The 18322-nt window shown below is 68.9% G+C and carries 13 protein-coding genes; 1 reads left to right on the forward strand and 12 read right to left on the reverse strand.

Going from position 1 to position 18322, the window contains the following annotated elements; translation table 11 throughout:
• Positions 1 to 9: 9 nt before the first annotated feature.
• The 12 genes from ACF3M1_RS09060 to hrcA all read right to left on the reverse strand — a co-directional run bounded on the left by ACF3M1_RS09060 (position 10) and on the right by hrcA (position 16519).
• Positions 10 to 1347, reverse strand: a complete 1338-nt coding sequence (locus tag ACF3M1_RS09060; RefSeq protein WP_393999926.1) for a hypothetical protein — start codon at positions 1345 to 1347, stop codon at positions 10 to 12.
• An 85-nt stretch (positions 1348 to 1432) separates the two neighbouring features.
• On the reverse strand, positions 1433 to 3175 hold the full coding sequence (gene recJ, locus ACF3M1_RS09065) for a single-stranded-DNA-specific exonuclease RecJ (protein WP_393999928.1): 1743 nt from the start codon (positions 3173 to 3175) through the stop codon (positions 1433 to 1435).
• Complete coding sequence (locus ACF3M1_RS09070) at positions 3172 to 4134, reverse strand: phosphoglycerate mutase (RefSeq protein ID WP_393999930.1); 963 nt, start codon at positions 4132 to 4134, stop codon at positions 3172 to 3174. Before ACF3M1_RS09070 ends, recJ begins: the two co-directional genes overlap by 4 nt.
• A gap of 4 nt (positions 4135 to 4138) precedes the next feature.
• A complete protein-coding gene (gene greA, locus ACF3M1_RS09075) occupies positions 4139 to 4603 on the reverse strand; it encodes a transcription elongation factor GreA (RefSeq protein WP_394005227.1) in 465 nt (154 codons plus the stop codon).
• 25 nt (positions 4604 to 4628) lie between these two features.
• On the reverse strand, positions 4629 to 7898 hold the full coding sequence (carB, locus tag ACF3M1_RS09080; RefSeq protein WP_393999932.1) for a carbamoyl-phosphate synthase large subunit: 3270 nt from the start codon (positions 7896 to 7898) through the stop codon (positions 4629 to 4631).
• 255 nt (positions 7899 to 8153) lie between these two features.
• A complete protein-coding gene (locus ACF3M1_RS09085; protein WP_393999933.1) occupies positions 8154 to 8660 on the reverse strand; it encodes a hypothetical protein in 507 nt (168 codons plus the stop codon).
• A 47-nt stretch (positions 8661 to 8707) separates the two neighbouring features.
• Positions 8708 to 9835 (reverse strand): glutamine-hydrolyzing carbamoyl-phosphate synthase small subunit, encoded by a 1128-nt coding sequence (gene carA / locus ACF3M1_RS09090; protein ID WP_393999935.1) that lies wholly within the window; start codon positions 9833 to 9835, stop codon positions 8708 to 8710.
• Between the two features lie 130 nt (positions 9836 to 9965).
• A complete protein-coding gene (gene dapB / locus ACF3M1_RS09095; protein ID WP_393999936.1) occupies positions 9966 to 10700 on the reverse strand; it encodes a 4-hydroxy-tetrahydrodipicolinate reductase in 735 nt (244 codons plus the stop codon).
• Positions 10701 to 11574: 874 nt separating this feature from the next.
• On the reverse strand, positions 11575 to 12708 hold the full coding sequence (gene dnaJ / locus ACF3M1_RS09100) for a molecular chaperone DnaJ (protein WP_393999938.1): 1134 nt from the start codon (positions 12706 to 12708) through the stop codon (positions 11575 to 11577).
• 126 nt (positions 12709 to 12834) lie between these two features.
• Positions 12835 to 14757: a molecular chaperone DnaK gene (gene dnaK, locus ACF3M1_RS09105; protein WP_393999940.1), complete on the reverse strand. Its 1923-nt coding sequence runs from the start codon at positions 14755 to 14757 to the stop codon at positions 12835 to 12837.
• A 126-nt stretch (positions 14758 to 14883) separates the two neighbouring features.
• Positions 14884 to 15426 carry a nucleotide exchange factor GrpE gene (gene grpE / locus ACF3M1_RS09110; RefSeq protein ID WP_393999942.1) on the reverse strand — a complete coding sequence of 181 codons (543 nt, stop codon included), beginning with the start codon at positions 15424 to 15426 and terminating at the stop codon, positions 14884 to 14886.
• Positions 15427 to 15466: 40 nt separating this feature from the next.
• On the reverse strand, positions 15467 to 16519 hold the full coding sequence (hrcA, locus tag ACF3M1_RS09115) for a heat-inducible transcriptional repressor HrcA (protein ID WP_393999944.1): 1053 nt from the start codon (positions 16517 to 16519) through the stop codon (positions 15467 to 15469).
• A gap of 134 nt (positions 16520 to 16653) precedes the next feature.
• Here hrcA and recN point away from each other — a divergent pair, with 134 nt between their 5' ends.
• Positions 16654 to 18321, forward strand: coding sequence for a DNA repair protein RecN (recN, locus tag ACF3M1_RS09120; RefSeq protein ID WP_393999946.1), 1668 nt, complete (start codon positions 16654 to 16656; stop codon positions 18319 to 18321).
• Position 18322 lies beyond the last annotated feature (1 nt).

An 18322-nucleotide genomic window follows, 5' to 3' on the forward strand; every position in this document is an offset into this window, starting at 1 on the left:
GCGGGCGGCTCAGCGGCGCTCGAGCGAGAGCCGGTAACGGCCTGTTTCGCTGGAACCGACGGCCGTGGCTTCGACCGTGTAGCTGCCGGCCTCGAGACGCTGCACGATGCGCGAATCCAGGTTGTCGCCGCCGTCGTCGTCACTGGCGACCGTCTCCGATCCGCGCAGCAGCTTCAGATGGCTGTCGATGTCGCTCGAGCGCATGTCGATCGCGTAGTCGCCGGCCGAGCGGACGGTGAACGTCCAGCGGTCGGTCATGCCCGGCAACAGGGTGGCATCGACGCCACGGCCGACCGCGATCGGCCCGCCGCCGACGTTCGCCGGCGCCTCTTCGGCCGCCATCGTCAGGGTGTAGAAGCCGGCCCCCGGCGCCGCGCTGTCGGCACGCAGGCTGTAGTCGCCGGCCTCGAGCAGGGTCGAGAGGCGGGCATTGAGGCCGTCGCCGCCGTCGTCGTCGGTGGTCTCGACACCGTTGCCGGACAGGTGCAGCAGCGGATCGATCTCGGTGCTCTGCATGTCGATGCGGACCAGGCGCCGTGCCGGCAGCGAGAACGTGTAGGCGTGCGCGGTGCCTTCGTAGAGGCCGGTGACGTTGCTGCCCGGCGTCAGTGGGCCGCCGTCGCTCAGCGGCGCATCGGGGGTCGCGCGCGCCGCCACCGAGAGCTGGTACATGCCCGATGCGCGCTCGCTGCCGTAGGCCGATGTGGTGACGGTGTATTCGCCGGGCGTCAGACGCGTGTTGATGCGTGCATTGGTGCCGTCGCCGCCGTCATCGTTGGTCAGGGCGACGCCCGGGCCGTCGAGCTTGAGGAACGCGTCGAAGTCGTCGGACATCATGTCGATCGTGTAGATGCCGGCCTCCTCGATCCGCAGCGTCAGCCGGCGCGGCGCGTCGACCCAATCACTGATGGATGCGCCGACGCTCAGCGGACGGCCGTCGTAGGCCTCGACCGTCGCCACACGCAGCGTGTACGGACCATAGGCGCTGGCGTCGACGCCGCTGACCGCGATGGTGTGGCGGCCGCTGCGCGTGGCGCGCACGACCAGCGATGCCGCCTGCGGGCCTTCGGCCGAGGTCGCCAGCAGTTCGTCACTGCCGTAGAACGCGGTCAGCCGGCCGCGCAGCGGTCCCTCGATGGTGATCTGCACCACCTGCCCTTCGCGCAGGTCCAGCGTGTGCAACTGGCTGCGCGAGCCGTCGCGGTAGTTCACCGCCGAGCGGCTGGTGATCTCGCCGCGGGCGGGCGTGTCGACACTGATCGCGGCTGGACGTTCGTTGGCGACGACGGCGGCGGTCGGCGCGATCGCCAGCGCGATCGCCAGCACCAGCGGGGAGACGGTCTTCAATGTGGACTCCTAAGGGATTGAGAATGGGCTGGCTGGGCGACGGTCAGGGGCCGTCCCGGGCGTGGTGCCATTCTCGCACCCCCATTCACGTTTGTCCGCCCTCGCCCCCGGTGCAGGCTTCCCGGTGTTCCACCACCAGCTGCACCGCGTCCCCGCCGCGGTAGTCGTCGGGCGCCAGGCGGTAGACCAGACGCTCGCGCGATGCCGGCGCGACGTCGCGCCAGCCGCCGAAATGGATCGCCGACAGCGGCTGTGCGCGCCCGTCGAGACGCAGCGTGAGTTTCAGGTGCCGGGTGCCGACGATCCGCCAGTCCACCACCGTGAACTCGCCATCGAAGACGGGTTCGGGAAACGCCTGGCCCCAGGGCCCGGCATCGCGCAGGTGGATCGCATGGGCGATGTCGAATTCGCGCGGGTCGAGTGCGCCGTCGGTGACGATCTCCGCGCGCAGCAGCGCGGGGTCGAGCATCGCGGTCACCTGCGTCCGGAAGGCGTCGACGAAGGCGTCGTAGCGCTCGGCCTGCAGCGAGAGCCCCGCGGCCATCGCATGACCGCCGAAGCGTTCGATCAGGCCTGGATGCGCGGTGTCGACGGCCGCGAGCACGTCGCGGATGTGCAGGCCGGGGATCGAGCGCGCGGAGCCGCGCAACTGCGCGCTGCCGGGTTCTGCCGGCGCGAACGCGACCACCGGACGGTGCAGCGCATCCTTCATCTTCGATGCGACCAGGCCGACGACGCCGGGGTGCCAGTCGGGATCGTGCAGGCAGACGCCCGCGCTGTCGGAGGCCACCGCCGGCAGCCGGGCCACGACCGCTTCCGCATCGTCCAGCATCGCCTGCTGCACGGTCCGGCGCTCGGCATTGATGTCGTGCAGCGTGCGCGCCAGTTCGCGCGCCTGCGCGGGATCGTCGGTCAGCAGGCACTCGATGCCGATCGCCATGTCCTCCAGCCGGCCCGCGGCGTTGAGCCTGGGCCCGATCGCGAACCCGATGTCGCTGGCGGTCAACCGCGTCGCCTCGCGCCCGGAGACCTCGGCCAGGGCCAGCAGGCCCGGATTGGCCTGCCCGCTGCGCAGGCGGCGCAGGCCCGCGGCGACCAGCGCCCGGTTGTTGGCATCCAGGGGCACGAGGTCGGCGACGGTGCCCACCGCGACCAGATCGAGCAGAACAGAGAGGTCCGGTCCGGGGCCGTCGAACGCGCCCTGCGCGCGCAAGCGTGCGCGCAGCGCCAGCAGCACGTAGAAGATCACGCCGACGCCGGCCAGCACCTTGCTCGGGAAGGCATCGCCCGGCAGATTCGGATTGACGATGGCGTCCGCTGACGGCAACCGGTCGCCCGGCAGATGATGGTCGGTCACCAGCACCCGCCAACCGCGTTCGCGGGCCGCGGCGATTCCGGCATGACAGGCGATGCCGTGGTCGACCGTCACCAGCAGCCCGGGCTGCAGCGGCGCCAGTGCATCCACCAGCGCCGGCGACAGGCCGTAGCCGTGGACGATGCGATGCGGCACCGCGTGCACGACGTCGCGCGCGCCGAGCATGCGCAGCCCGCGCACTGCGACCGCGCAGGCGGTCGCGCCGTCGCAGTCGAAATCACCGACCACGAGGATGCGTGCGTCGTGTGCGATCGCATCGGCCAGCAGCCCGCTTGCGAGCTCGATGTTGGACAGGCCCTCGGGGGCGTGCAGGCCGGCCAGTCGCGGGCGCGCGGTCTCGAGATCGTGCGCATCCCGCCCGGCGTAGATCCGGCGCAACAGCGGCGGCACATCGGCCGGCCAGCCGTCGCGGACGCGGGCATCGCGGCGGCGGATCGTCGGCGGCGGCCTCATCGGGGCGCGCCCGGCGCGGCGCGGCGCCAGACGCGCAGCCGGTGCCATCGACGCAGGCGCTGGCGCCGGCCCGATTCATCGTCGAGGGTCAGCGCGGCGAGATTGCCGGTGGCGAGTGCCGCGATCGCGGGGGCCAGCCACGCCTGCTGGAGTTCGCGCAGATCGCGCATCGCCGTCAGGTCGTAGAGCGCTTCGTCGCCCGTCTCGCCCGGCCACGCGTCCGGCAACGGCTCGGCGCGGACCGACGCCGCCGCGAGTGCGGTACAGGTCGGATCATCGCTGTAGACCCGCGCCGGCCAATCGCCGCCGAACGTGCCCTGGGCCGGCAGCGCGCCGCCGCCCCAGAACCACAATGCGTTGACCGCGGGGCGTCCCGCCGCCAGCCGGCGGGCGTTCCAGGGATGCTGGTGCAAGGTCACCTGTGCGTCGTTGGCGAGCGCGCGCCAGCGGCGTGCCTCCGGCCCGGGCGCGTCGTCGTCGAGATCGGCCAGATCGGCGCCGAGTGCATCGGCCGGATCGTGGAACGCGGGCAGCGGCGTGCCGGCAGGCACCTGCAGATACCAGCGTGCCGGATGCGGGGCATCGAGCAGGAACCCGGCGTCGCCGAACACCGGCCGCAGTGCCGGGAGAAAGGCGTCGACATCGTCGCGCGTCAACCCGAGTCCTTCGCCATGCGCCATCAGGCGGATGCCGTTGATGTCCGGCCGCAGCCAGGCCGGATCCGCGCGCAGCCACGCTGCGCCCGGTGCGTCGGCGTCACCGGCATCGAGACGACGCGACAGCGCCGCCAGGGGCCAGCGCCCGGACGGCAGATGCGCATAGCGCAGCAACTGCGCCCGCCGCCCGTCCTCGCCGTGCGCGAGGCGGTCGGCGCGTGCCAGAGCGCGCAGGACATCGACCGCCCAGCGCTGCGCACCGAAGCGCGAAGGCGCGGGCAGCAGGAACGTCGCGCCCGTCATCGGCTCAGCCGGCGTACTCGACGCTGATGATGTCGTACTCGCGCGTGCCGCCGGGCGCATCGATGCTGATGCTGTCGCCCTCGTGCTTGCCGATCATCGCGCGCGCCACCGGCGACGAGATCGCGATCAGGCCCAGTTTGATGTCGGCTTCGAGATCGCCGACGATCTGGTAGCGGCGCTCCTCGTCGGTCTCGGCATCGGCGATCACCACCGTGGCACCGAACACGACCTTGTCGCCCGCATTGAGCTTGGCGACATCGATGACATCGGCGTGCGAGAGCTCGCCTTCCAGCTGCTTGATGCGGCCTTCGATGAAGCTCTGCTGCTCGCGGGCCGCGTGGTACTCGGCGTTTTCCTTCAGGTCGCCGTGGGCGCGGGCCTCGGCGATGGCTTCGATGACCGCCGGTCGCTTGACCGACTTCAGTTCTTCGAGTTCTTCGCGCAGGCGCTGGGCGCCGCGCAGGGTCAAGGGTGCGCGCATGGGCGTGCCTCCGTCAGTTCGTGGATGTGGCTGCCGCGCGGCCGTCGAGCTGCGCGTGCAGTTCCTGCAGAGACCACACCGGGCCGCTACCGCGATAGTCCAGAGAATGCAGCAGCGCCTTCGCACCGGCAACGGTGGTCGAATAGGTCACGCGGTGCTGCAGGGCCTCGCGACGGATCGAGAACGAGTCGGCGATCGCCTGCTTGCCCTCGGTCGTGTTGACGATGTACGCGATCTCGCCGTTCTTGATCAGGTCGACGACGTGCGGCCGGCCTTCGACGACCTTGTTGATCTGCTCGCACTCGATGTCGTGCGCGCGCAGCCACTTGGCCGTGCCGGCGGTGGCGACGATCGTGTAGCCCTTGCCGATGAGGTCGCGGGCTACGGTGAGCACGCGCTGCTTGTCCGGATCGCGCACCGAGACGAACACCTTGCCGCTGGTCGGCGGCGTGCGGATGCTCGCCGCTTCCTGCGCGCGCGCGAAGGCTGCGCCGAAGCTCTCGCCGACGCCCATCACTTCACCCGTCGAACGCATCTCCGGCCCGAGGATCGGATCGACGTTCTGGAACTTGGCGAACGGGAAGATCGCTTCCTTGACCGAGTAGTACGACGGCACGATCTCGGTCGTCGCGCCCTGCTCGGCCAGCGTCTTGCCGGCCATGCAGCGCGCCGAGATCTTGGCCAGCGGAATGCCGATCGCCTTGGACACGAACGGCACCGTGCGCGAGGCGCGCGGATTCACTTCCAGCAGGAAGATCGTCTCGTTGCCGTCGTCGTCGGTCTGCACCGCGAACTGGGTGTTCATCAGGCCGATGACTTTCAGCTTGCGCGCCAGCGCGACGACCTGCTCGCGCAGGCGCGCCTGCACGTCCGCCGACAACGAATACGGGGGCAGCGAGCACGAGGAATCGCCCGAATGCACGCCGGCCTCCTCGATGTGCTCCATAACGCCGCCGATCAGCACATTGCCGTCCTTGTCGGCGATCACGTCGATGTCGACCTCGACCGCGTTGTCGAGGAAGCGGTCGAGCAGCACCGGCGAATCGTTCGAGACCTTGACCGCGTCGCGCATGTAGCGCGCGAGGTCACTGTCGGCATGCACCACTTCCATCGCGCGACCGCCGAGCACGTAGCTCGGACGCACGACCAGCGGATAGCCGATCTCGCGGGCCAGTACCAGCGCTTCTTCGGGGTTGCGCGCGGTGCGGTTCGGCGGTTGCTTGAGGCCCAGCTCGTCGACCAGCTTCTGGAAGCGCTCGCGGTCCTCGGCCAGATCGATCGAGTCCGGTGAGGTGCCGATGATCGGCACGCCGTTGGCTTCGAGTGCACGCGCGAGCTTGAGCGGCGTCTGGCCGCCGTACTGCACGATCACGCCCTTGGGCTTCTCGACTTCGACGATCTCAAGCACGTCCTCGAGCGTAAGCGGTTCGAAGTACAGGCGATCGGAGGTGTCGTAATCGGTCGACACGGTTTCCGGGTTGCAGTTGACCATGATGGTCTCGTACCCGTCCTCGCGCAGCGCGAGTGCCGCGTGCACGCAGCAGTAGTCGAACTCGATGCCCTGGCCGATGCGGTTGGGGCCGCCGCCGAGCACCATGATCTTGTCGCGGCTGGTCGGCTGGGCCTCGCACTCGTCCTCGTAGGTCGAGTACAGATAGGCGGTATCGGTGGCGAACTCGGCCGCGCAGGAGTCGACCCGCTTGTAGACCGGGCGCACACCGAATGCGCGGCGCAGTGCGCGCACCGCCTGTTCGTCGGTGCCGAGCAGCTGCGACAGACGCGCATCCGAGAAGCCCATGCGCTTGAGCGCACGCAGGCGCACCTTGTCGAGCGCGTCGATGCCGGCGGCGGCGACGTCGGCCTCGGTCGTGATCAGCTCTTCGATCTGGTCGAGGAACCAGTGATCGACGTACGACAGCGCGTAGACGTCCTCCACCGACAGACCGGCGCGGAACGCATCGGCCAGATAGAACAACCGCTCGGGACCCGGCTCGCGCACTTCGCGGCGCAGCGTCGCCATATCGTCTTCGTCAGCGAGATCCAGACCGGTGGGGTCGAAGCCGACCTTGCCGGTCTCCAGACCGCGCAGCGCCTTCTGCATCGATTCCTGGAAGGTGCGGCCCATCGCCATGACTTCGCCGACCGACTTCATCTGCGTGGTCAGGCGGGCATCGGCCTGCGGGAACTTCTCGAACGCGAAGCGCGGAATCTTGGTGACCACGTAGTCGATCGACGGCTCGAACGAGGCCGGCGTCTTGCCGCCGGTGATCTCGTTCTTGAGCTCGTCGAGCGTGTAGCCGACCGCGAGCTTGGCCGCGACCTTGGCGATCGGGAAGCCGGTCGCCTTCGATGCCAGCGCGGACGAACGCGACACGCGCGGATTCATTTCGATGACGACCACGCGGCCGTCCTTCGGATTGATGCCGAACTGCACGTTCGAGCCGCCGGTGTCGACGCCGATCTTGCGCAGTACCGCGACCGACGCATTGCGCAGGCGCTGGTATTCCTTGTCCGTCAGCGTCTGCGCCGGCGCGACGGTGATCGAGTCGCCGGTGTGCACGCCCATCGGATCGAGGTTCTCGATCGAGCAGACGATGATGCAGTTGTCCGCGGTGTCGCGGACCACTTCCATCTCGAATTCCTTCCAGCCCAGCACCGATTCCTCGACCAGCACTTCGGTGGTCGGCGACAGCTCGAGACCGCGGGTCACGATGTCGACCAGCTCCTCGCGGTTGTAGGCGATGCCGCCGCCCGAACCGCCGAGGGTGAAGCTCGGGCGGATGATCGTCGGATAGCCGACGCGCGTCTGGATGTCGATCGCTTCCTCAAGCGTATGCGCCACTTCGGCGCGCGGGCATTCGAGGTCGATCTCGCCCATCGCGACACGGAACAGCTCGCGGTCTTCGGCCATGCGGATCGCTTCGCGCTTCGCGCCGATCAGCTCGACGTTGTATTTCTCGAGCACACCGTGATCGGCGAGATCCAGCGCGCAGTTGAGCGCGGTCTGGCCGCCCATCGTCGGCAGCAGCGCGTCGGGCTTCTCCTTGGCGATGATCTTCTCGACCGTCTGCCAGTTGATCGGCTCGATGTAGACCGCGTCGGCGGTCTCCGGGTCGGTCATGATCGTCGCCGGATTGCTGTTGACCAGCACCACGCGATAGCCCTCCTCGCGCAGCGCCTTGCACGCCTGCGCGCCGGAGTAGTCGAACTCGCAGGCCTGGCCGATGACGATCGGGCCGGCGCCGATGATGAGAATCGTCTTGATGTCAGTACGCTTGGGCATGGTGTTCTCTAAGGTCGGTACGGCGTGTCGAAGGGCGATCGCACGCGGTCGATCAGGATGAAACGTCGGGAAGGACGGCGTCCCTGCATTGCGGCATCACGGAGGGCAGCCGCGCACGTGTCGCCGCGCTCGGCTCGCGTCCGGCGTCGAACACCGCGAGCTGGCAACGCCTTGCAGTCCGGGCTGCAGCAGCCGCCGGTGAGTGCAGCGGTGGCGCGCCGAGCGCTGCGCTGTGACGTGCGGAGGCGTGCATGGTCAGGACAGCATCTCGACGGGCACGGTAATGCCGCACTTGCGCTCGAATCCATCGACCGCGGCCTGCACGCGCTTGGGCGAGAAATTCATGCCCTGGTCGAACCCGCGCACAAAGGCGCGAAATGCATCGCTGCGCATGAAGATCTCCACTTCCGCCGCGTCGCCCGCCGTCATGTCGTCAGGCAATGCCAGGACCGCCCCGGCACGCATGTTGGCGGTCACCAGATCGCCGATGCGCGCGCCGGCGGGCGTCTGCAGGAACGCGTCCCACGCCACCAGGTGTTCGGCGCCGTCCGGCCCCAGGGTGTCGGTGAAGATGTCCCGCATATGCCCGAGGATCAGGTCCTCCATCGGGCCGGCGGCGCATTCCCGCGCCGCTTCATCCCGGATGGAAAACGGCGGCGTGGACGTCACCACGTCGCGGGCGATCTCCTCGCCCAGCAGGTCCAGGCCGAGGCGCTGCAGCAACGCGGCCACATCGGCCTCCGGCGCGGGCGCGGCCTGCACCGGAGCGCCGGCGAGCAGCGCGACGAGTCCGAGAACGTGCCTTGCACTCATGCGCGGGCGGCACCCATCAGCGCGACGAAGCGGTCAAACAGCGGCGCCACATCGTGCGGACCGGGGCTCGCTTCGGGGTGGCCCTGGAACGAGAACGCGGGCGCATCGGTGAGCTCGATGCCCTGGTTGGTGCCATCGAACAGCGAGCGGTGTGTGACGCGCACATTGGCCGGCAGCGAGGCCTCGTCGACCGCGAAGCCGTGGTTCTGCGAAGTGATCAGCACCTTGCCCGAGTCCAGATCCTGCACCGGGTGGTTCGCGCCGTGGTGGCCGTGCGGCATCTTCAGCGTCGTCGCACCGGCGGCCAGCGCAAGCAACTGGTGGCCGAGACAGATCCCGAAGGTCGGCACGTTCGCGTCGATGAAACTCCGGATCGCATCGATCGCGTAGTCGCAGGGCGCCGGATCGCCCGGACCGTTCGACAGGAACACGCCGTCTGGCTTCAGCGCCAGCACGTCGGACGCGGGCGTCTGCGCCGGCACCACCGTCAGCTCGCAGCCGCGCTCGGCCAACATGCGCAGGATGTTGGTCTTCACGCCGTAGTCGTAGGCCACGACCTTGAACTTGGCAGGCGCGGTGACGAAGGCGTTGCTGTCGAGATCGAGCTGACCATCGGTCCAGCCGTAGCGTTCGGTGGTGCTGACGACCTTCGCCAGATCCATGCCCTTCAGGCCCGGGAACTTGCGCGCGGCCTCCAGTGCCTGTTCGACATTCACGTCGCCGGCCATCACCGCACCGTTCATCGAACCACGGTCGCGCAGCAGGCGCGTGAGCTTGCGCGTGTCGATTTCGGAGATCGCGACGATGCCGCGTGCGCGCAGCCATTCCGGCAGCGACGCCTCGCTGCGCCAGCTGCTCGGACGGCGCGGCACGTTGCGCACGATCAGGCCCGAGGCCCAGATCTTCGACGCTTCGTCGTCCTGGTCGGTGCAGCCGGTGTTGCCGATGTGCGGATAGGTCAGCGTCACCAGCTGGCGCGCATACGACGGATCGGTCAGCACTTCCTGGTAGCCGGTCATCGCGGTGTTGAACACCACTTCGCCGACCGACAGGCCGACGGCGCCCACGGAAACGCCCTCGAATACGGTGCCGTCTTCAAGGACGAGGATTGCGGATTCAGTCACGAGGTCTTCGCCTACGTCAGGTTGCAGGAAACCGCCAGAGCGGTGGAAACCGGTCCGGAGGTTTGGGGTTCAGGCGAGCGAGAATTGTACCGGCGCGACCGCTTTCACGCCAGCGCCACGACGCGTCGGTTCAGCCCGTGGCGTCGGGCGCGGGTGCGAGTAGGTCGGCGACCGCGTAGCGCTGCGGCGCGCGCCCTGCGAGCCGCTGGGCGACATGCAGGGCGCCTGCGGCGAAGATGTCGCGGTTGCCGGCGCGGTGCACCAGCTCGATGCGTTCACCCACGCCGGTGAACTGCACCAGATGCTCACCCACGATGTCGCCGGCGCGAAGCGACGCGTAACGCGGCTGGGCGCCCTGCCCGGCCGCCGCCTCGCCGAGCGTCAAGGCCGTACCCGAAGGCGCATCGAGCTTGCGCGTGTGATGCGATTCGACGATGTCGCAATCCCAGCCCGGCAGCAGCGCCGCCGCGCGGCGCACGAGGTCCTCGAGCACCGCGACGCCGAGGCTGAAGTTCGACGCCCACACGACCGGAATGCGCGCCGCAGCGGCGTCGAGCGCCTCGCACTGCGCGCTCGACAGCCCGGTCGTGCCCGACACCAGCGCCGCGCCGCGCCGCTCGCACAGCGCCAGCACCGCGTCGAAGCCCTGCGGCAGGCTGAAATCGATGGCCACGTCGAACGTCGGCACGCCGCCGAGTTCGGAGCCGCCGAAATACGGCACCCCGTCGACGACCCGCTGCCTGGGCGCGCTGCCGGACACCGCGCCGACGACCTGCAGGTCGGCACGCTCGCGCGCCAGGCGCAACAGGGCCTGTCCCATGCGGCCGGACGCGCCATGGACGAGAACACGCACAGGGGCGCTCATCGAATCCGGCCTGTGGCCACGGAACGGAAATCTGCAACGGAAGCGAGTTGATTCATGGGGCCATTCTAGCGTCGCCGGCTCCGCACGCACGCCGCGTGTGCAGGGTGTCGGGCACCGCCAGAGCCCGTCCCGGCGTGGCACTGCGCGGCAATGCCCATGCGTCAGCACCGACATCGATGCTCGCGTGCTGCGGCTGCCAGCGGACACACGCCGCGACACATGGACCACGCCGTCGGCAGGCCCCGATGCGATATCTCCGAGAGCGCGTCTCCGCGCGGCAGACGCGCACGGCAACGCGGCGGGCCGAAACCGGGGGAGACGGTCAGCGACGACCGCAGAGCCGTTTCGAACGACCATTCCGCCGGGGCCGGGATCGACCGGACACACAGCCGCTGCATGCACGCCACGCCGCGCGGATCAAGTGGAGGGACGTGGCCCGCACACCCCCCTTGGCGAATTCCTGACCACGCGATCAGAGCCGCGCCGCAGACCGTGTCCCGCGGCTTATCCACACCTTTGTCAACGGATCATCCACACCCCGTGTGGACAGCCGAAGCGCTAGCGCCGCCAGGACCCCAGGTCAAGGCGCATGGTTCGCGCGGATCACGTCGGGGCCCGATGCGATGCGGTTCGTCGCCAGTGGCATGCGGGGATCCGGACGGTTGCGGTGCAATCCCGCCCGGGCCCTGGCGAGACTTTGATCACGCTCCGAAACGCCGGCCGTGGCGGGCACTTGCGCGGCTTATCCACACGATTGTCGACAGCTGATCCACAGCGCCTGTGGATGACGGGGACGCCCGGGCAGCCAGCGCGATCCACACATGAAAACGCCCGGCCTGGGCCGGGCGTTCTGCGCGTAATGGACGGTGCCGACTCAGGAGGTCATGCGATCCCAGAAGCCCTTGACGCCGTCCAGGAACGTGCTCGAACGCGGCGAGTGCCGGCGCGCGTTCTCGCTGGTGAATGTCCCTTCGAAGCGCTCGAGCAGATCCCGCTGCTCCGCAGTGAGATTGACCGGCGTCTCCACGACGATCTTGCAATAGAGGTCCCCCGTCGCGCGGCTGCGCACCGACTTGACGCCCTTGTCGCGCAGGCGGAACACCTTGCCGGTCTGGGTCTCGGCGGGCACACGGATCTCGGCCTCGCCGCCCAACGTGGGCACGCGCACCGTCGAACCGAGTGCGGCCTGGGAGATGCGGACCGGCACCTCACAATGCAGATCGTCGCCGTCGCGCTGGAAAATCGCGTGCTCGCGCACGCGCACCTCCACATACAGGTCGCCGGGCGGCGCACCCGCAGGACCGGCCTCGCCCTCCCCCGACAAACGGATGCGATCACCCGAGTCGACGCCGGCCGGCACCTTCACCGACAGCACCTTTTCATCCTCGACCCGGCCTGCACCACGACACGTGGTGCAGGGGTTGGCGATGATCTGCCCCTGGCCCGCGCAATGCGGGCAGGTCTGCTGCATCGTGAAGATGCCACGCTGCATGCGCACCTGCCCACGACCGGCGCAGGTGGAACAGGTTTCACGCTTGCCGTCTTCCGAGCCGCTGCCGTCGCAGCCGTCGCACATCGCCAGCGTCGGAAGCTCGATGCGCTTCTCGACGCCCGCCACTGCGTCCTCGAGATCCAGCTCCATCACGTAGCCGATGTCCGCGCCGCGCCGGGGGCCACCGCCGCGCGCGCCACCCCCGAAGATGTTGCCGAAGATGTCGCCGAAGATGTCGCCCATGTCCGCACCGTTGCCGAAGCCCGGGCCGGCGTTGCCGCCGCCCATGCCGTGCTCGAACGCGGCATGGCCGTGCTGGTCGTACATGCGGCGCTTGCCGCCGTCCGACAGGACCTCGTAGGCCTCCTTGCACTCCTTGAACGCCGCCTCGGCCGCGGCATCGCCCGGATTGCGATCCGGATGATGCTTCATCGCGCAGCGCCGGTAGGCCTTCTTCAGCTCGTCTTCGGTGGCCGTGCGCGTGACGCCCAGGACTTCGTAGTAATCGCGTTTCATTGACAGCCGGGATTTGGGATTAGGGAATGGGGATTGGAGCGAGCGGGGGAAACCCGGAGACGCGGGACATGTGCCGGGGAAAGAAACGGGGCCGAAGCCCCGCTCTTTCGAATCCCGAATCCCGAATTACGAATCCCGGCCCTTCTCGTCCTTGACCTCGGTGAACTCGGCATCGACCACATCGTCCGCCGTCGAGCTCTCGGCCTGGCCGGCGTCGCCGCCGGGCTGACCCGCCGAAGCGGCGGCCGCGAACAGCTGCTGCGCCACCTCTTCGAGCTTCTTCGACTTCGCCTCGATCTGCGTCTTGTCGTCGCCCTTCATCGCGGTCTCGACGTCGGCGATCGCCGCCTCGGCATTGCCGATCAGGTCGCCGGGCAGCTTGTCGCCATTGTCCTTGATCGCGCTGCGCGTGCTGTGCACCAGCGCATCGGCCTGGTTGCGCGCGCCGACGAGCTCCTGGAACTTCTTGTCGTCCTCGCGATGCGCCTCGGCGTCGGCCACCATCTGCTGGATCTCCTCGTCCGACAGCCCCGAACCGGCCTTGATCTCGACCTTCTGTTCCTTGTTGGTCTTCTTGTCCTTGGCCGACACGTGCAGGATGCCGTTGGCGTCGATGTCGAACGACACCTCGACCTGCGGCATGCCGCGCGGCGCCGGCTCGATGCCGGTCAGGTCGAAGCGGGCCAGCGACTTGTTGAAGCGGGCCTGTTCGCGCTCACCCTGCAGCACGTGGACGGTGACGGCCGACTGGTTGTCGTCGGCGGTGGAGAACGTCTGCGAAGCCTTGGTCGGAATCGTGGTGTTCTTCTCGATGATCTTGGTGAACACACCGCCCAGGGTCTCGATGCCGAGGCTCAGCGGGGTCACGTCGAGCAGCAGCACATCCTTGACGTCACCGGCCAGCACGCCGCCCTGCACCGCCGCGCCGATGGCGACCGCCTCGTCGGGGTTCACGTCCTTGCGCGGTTCCTTGCCGAAGAACTCGGCGACCGCGGCCTGCACCTTGGGCATTCGGGTCTGGCCACCGACGAGGATCACCTCGTTGATGTCCGAACCGCGCAGGCCGGCGTCGTTGAGCGCGATACGGCAGGGCTCGATCGACTTCTTGATCAGGTCCTCGACCAGCGACTCGAGCTTGGCGCGCGTGAGCTTGATGTTGAGGTGCTTCGGGCCCGAGGCGTCGGCGGTGACGTACGGCAGGTTGACTTCGGTCTGCTGCGAGGACGAGAGCTCGATCTTCGCGCGCTCGGCGGCGTCCTTCAGACGCTGCAGCGCCAACGGATCCTTGCGCAGGTCGATGCCCTGGTCCTTGTTGAACTCCTCGACGAGATAGTCGATGACGCGCGCGTCGAAGTCTTCACCGCCGAGGAAGGTGTCGCCGTTGGTCGCCAGCACTTCGAACTGCTTCTCACCGTCGACTTCCGCGATCTCGATGATCGACACGTCGAAGGTGCCGCCGCCGAGGTCGTACACGGCGATCTTGCGGTCGCCGCCGGACTTGTCGAGGCCGTAGGCCAGCGCGGCCGCGGTCGGCTCGTTGATGATGCGCTTGACGTCCAGACCGGCGATGCGGCCGGCATCCTTGGTCGCCTGGCGCTGGGAATCGTTGAAGTACGCAGGCACCGTGATCACGGCTTCGGTGACCTTCTCGCCCAGGTAGTCCTCGGCGGTCTTCTTCATCTTCTCGAGGATGCGCGCCGAGACTTCCTGCGCCGAGAGCTTCTTGCCGTCGCTGGTCGACACCCAGGCGTCGCCGTTGTCGTGCTCGAGGATCTTGTACGGCACCAGGCCGATGTCCTTCTGGACCTCGCCATCCTTGAACTTGCGGCCGATCAGGCGCTTGACTGCGAAGAAGGTGTTGTGCGGATTGGTCACCGCCTGGCGCTTGGCCGACGCGCCCACCAGCACCTCGCCGTCCTTGGTGTAGGCGACGACGGACGGCGTGGTGCGATCGCCCTCGCTGTTTTCGATGACCTTGGCCTTGCCGCCATCCATGATCGCCACGCACGAGTTCGTCGTGCCCAGATCGATGCCGATGATCTTTGCCATTGCAGTGCTTCCTCTAGGAGATTTGTCTGGGTGACGGCCGGCGCCGTCGATGACCGTGATCTGGGGACACGCAACACAGCGTTCAAGCGGTGTGACGCATCCGGATGGAGACGAGCGCGCGAGGCGTCAGTCGGCCTTGGCGACGACGACCATCGCCGGACGCAGCAGGCGGTCGTTGAGCAGGTAGCCCTTCTGGAACACCTGGGCGACCGCGCCGGCGGGCACGCCGGGTGCGTCGACGATGCTCATTGCCTGGTGGTGCTCGGGGTTGAAGGCATCGCCCGGCGCAGGCGCGACGGTGGCCAGGCCGCTGGCCTCGGTGGCACGGGTGAGCTCGCGCAGGGTCAGTTCCACGCCGGCACGCAGCGGATCGGCCTCGGAAGCATTGGCCAGGCCGGCCTCGAGCGCGTCGAACACCGGCACCAGAGCCGACAGCAGACGCTCGTTGGCGAAGCGGCGCGCACTGTCGATCTCGCGCGCCAGGCGCTTGCGCTGGTTCTCCAGGTCCGCGCGCTCGAGCAGGCTCTGCGCCCGGACCTGTTCGAGCTCGGCCTTCAGCAGCTCGACCTGCTCGTCGAGCTGCGCGTCGACGCCGTCGAGCGGCGCATCGTGTCCGGCCTGTGCGTGCTCGGATTCGGGGTGCTGGGGGTCGTGCTGTTGCTGGGTCATATCGGGTTCCGGGGCGGGCGTCTGGCCGCCGACCGACCCGCTATGGGGTCGCCGGATCGGGATTCAAGGCGGCACCGAGCAGACTGGCGGTCGCCTGGACGACCGGAATGATGCGCTCATAGGCCATCCGGGTCGGCCCGATCACCCCCAGAACGCCCAGCGTGCGGCCGCCCGCGGCGTAGGGCGCGGTCACCAGCGAGACGCCCTCCAGCGGCGCCAGCCCGGTTTCCTCGCCGATGAAGATGCGCACGCCCGGCGCGTGGATCGTGCGTTCGAGCAACTGAAGGATCTCGCGTTTACGCGCGAAGGCCTCGAACAGCTCACGCAGCCGGTCGAGGTCCGACAGGTCCTGCACGCCGATCAGCCGGTTCTGCCCGGCCAGCACCATGTCGTCGTCGCCCGGCACCAATGCCTGTTCGGCCAGCTCCACGGTCTGGGTCAGCAATGTCTCCATCGCGTCGCGTGCGTCGCGCAACTCGTCCACCAGGCGCGCGCGGATGTCGGCCAGCGGCCGGCCGGCGCAGTGCTGGTTGAGATAGTTGGCGACGCGCTCCAGCTCCCCGGACTCGAACATGCGACGGGTCTGGAAGATGCGGTTCTGCACCTCGTGGTCGGCGAAGACGATGATCGCCATCACCCGCTGGCCGTCCAGCGGCACGAAATCGATGTGCCGGAACGCCAGCTGCTCGCGCCGGGGCACCGAGACCACGCCGACGAAGTGGGTCATCGCCGAGACCAGTTCCGATGCACTGCCCAGCAGCGATTGCTGGCCGCCGCCCGCGCTGAGCTCGCCGCGCAGGCGCACCATTTCCTGCTCGCGCAGCGGTTTGACCTGCAGCAGCGAGTCCACGAACACGCGGTAGCCCTGGGTGGTGGGCACGCGTCCGGCGGAGGTGTGCGGGGACGCGAGCAGCCCCGCTTCCTCGAGATCGGAGAGGATGTTGCGGATCGTCGCGGGGCTGACATCGAGACCGGCGTGGCGCGCCAGCGTCTGCGATCCCACCGGCTCGCCGTCACGGATATGGCGAGCGATCAGCGTGCGCAACAGCTGCCGCGCACGCGGATCCAGCGAATGGTGGGCATCGGAGGACATGCGGGCGGTATACGGTGCACCCACCCACGATGCAAGCGCGGCAATCTCCGACAGTGAGACGGGGGCCGGGTATCAAGCGCGTCGTCGAACCCCGATCTACTCGCCCGCAGCGCGCCAAGGCACAATCCGCACCCATGCTGACCCATCTCGCCATCCGCAATTTCGCCGTCGCCAGCCAATCGGATCTGGAGTTCGGCGCCGGCCTGACCGTCATTTCCGGCGAAACCGGCGCCGGCAAGTCGCTGCTGGTCGATGCGCTGGGCTTCCTGTCGGGCCAACGCGCCGACAGCGGCATCGTGCGCCATGGCGCCGAGCGCGCCGAACTGCATGCCGAATTCGCCCTCGACGATGCCGCGCCCGCACTGCGCTGGCTACGCGAACACGAACTCGACGACGGCGAGACGTGTCAGTTGCGCCGCACGCTGCGCGCCGATGGCGGTTCGCGCGCCTGGATCAACGGCCGGCCGGCGACGATCACCCAGCTCGGTGAACTGGCCGGGCATCTGGTCGAGATCCACGGCCAGCACGAACACCAGGCCCTGCTCGCCCGCGGCAGCCAGCTCGCGCTGCTCGATGCGCAGGCCGGCAACGGCGCGCTGCTGGCCGAAGTGCGCGCGACCGCGCAGGCCTGGCGCGCGCTGCACGAGGAACGCGATGCGCTGGTCGGGATCGGCGACGTCGCCGAACGCCGCGACTGGCTGCGCCACCAGCTCGACGAGCTCGACGGCGAATCGCTCGCCGCCGACGCGGTGGCCGACCTGTTCGCCAGCCATCGCCGGCACGCGAACGCGGCCGGCCTGATCCAGACCTGCGACACCGCACTCGAGCGCATGCGCGGTGACGACGACCTCGGCCTGCCGCAGGCGCTGCAGGCGCTGCGCCACGATCTGGCGCGGATGCGCGCGCACGAGCCGCGTCTGGGCGACGTCGACGCGATGCTCGACGCCGCCGCGATCCAGCTCGACGAGGCCACGCTGCTGCTGGGCCAGGTCCGCGACGATCTCGACATCGATCCCGAACAGCTGGAGACGCTGGAACAGCGCCTCGGGCGGCTGCACGAACTCGCACGCAAGCATCGCGTGACGCCCGAAGAGCTCATCGACGTGCAGACGCGTCTGGCCGGCGAACTCGATCAGCTGGACGGCGCCGGCGAACGCCTGAAGCAGCTCGACGGCGAAATCGAAGCCGCGATGGGCCGCTGGCGTGACGCGGCCGAGCGCCTCGGCGCGGCACGCCGCAAGGCGGCCAAGGCACTGTCGAAGGCGACCACCGCGCTGATCCACGAGCTCGGCATGGGGGGCGGCGTGTTCGAGGTGGCGATCGAACCGGTCGAGACCTCACGACCCGACCCGCAAGGCGCGGAGCGCGTGGAATTCATGGTCTCGGCCAACGCCGGCCAGCCGCCGCGTGCGCTGCGCAAGGTGGCCTCGGGCGGCGAACTGTCGCGCATCTCGCTGGCGATCGAAGTCGCTGCGCTCGGCCACGACGCGGTGCCGACGATGGTGTTCGACGAAGTGGATTCGGGCATCGGCGGCGCCGTCGCCGACATCGTCGGCCGCAAGCTGCGCGCGCTCGGCGAAAGCCGCCAGGTGCTGTGCGTGACCCACCTGCCGCAGGTGGCCTCGAAGGGCCACACGCATTACCGCGTGCACAAGTCCAGCGCCGACGGCGCGACCGAAAGCCAGGTCAGCCGGCTCGACGCCGGCGAACGCACCGAGGAACTCGCGCGCATGCTCGGCGGCGTGGACGTCAGCAGGGAAGCGCGCGCAGCGGCGCGCAAGCTGCTGCAGGGCATGGTCTGAC

This window comes from Luteimonas sp. WGS1318 (assembly GCF_043187535.1).
Taxonomy (GTDB): Bacteria; Pseudomonadota; Gammaproteobacteria; order Xanthomonadales; family Xanthomonadaceae; genus Luteimonas.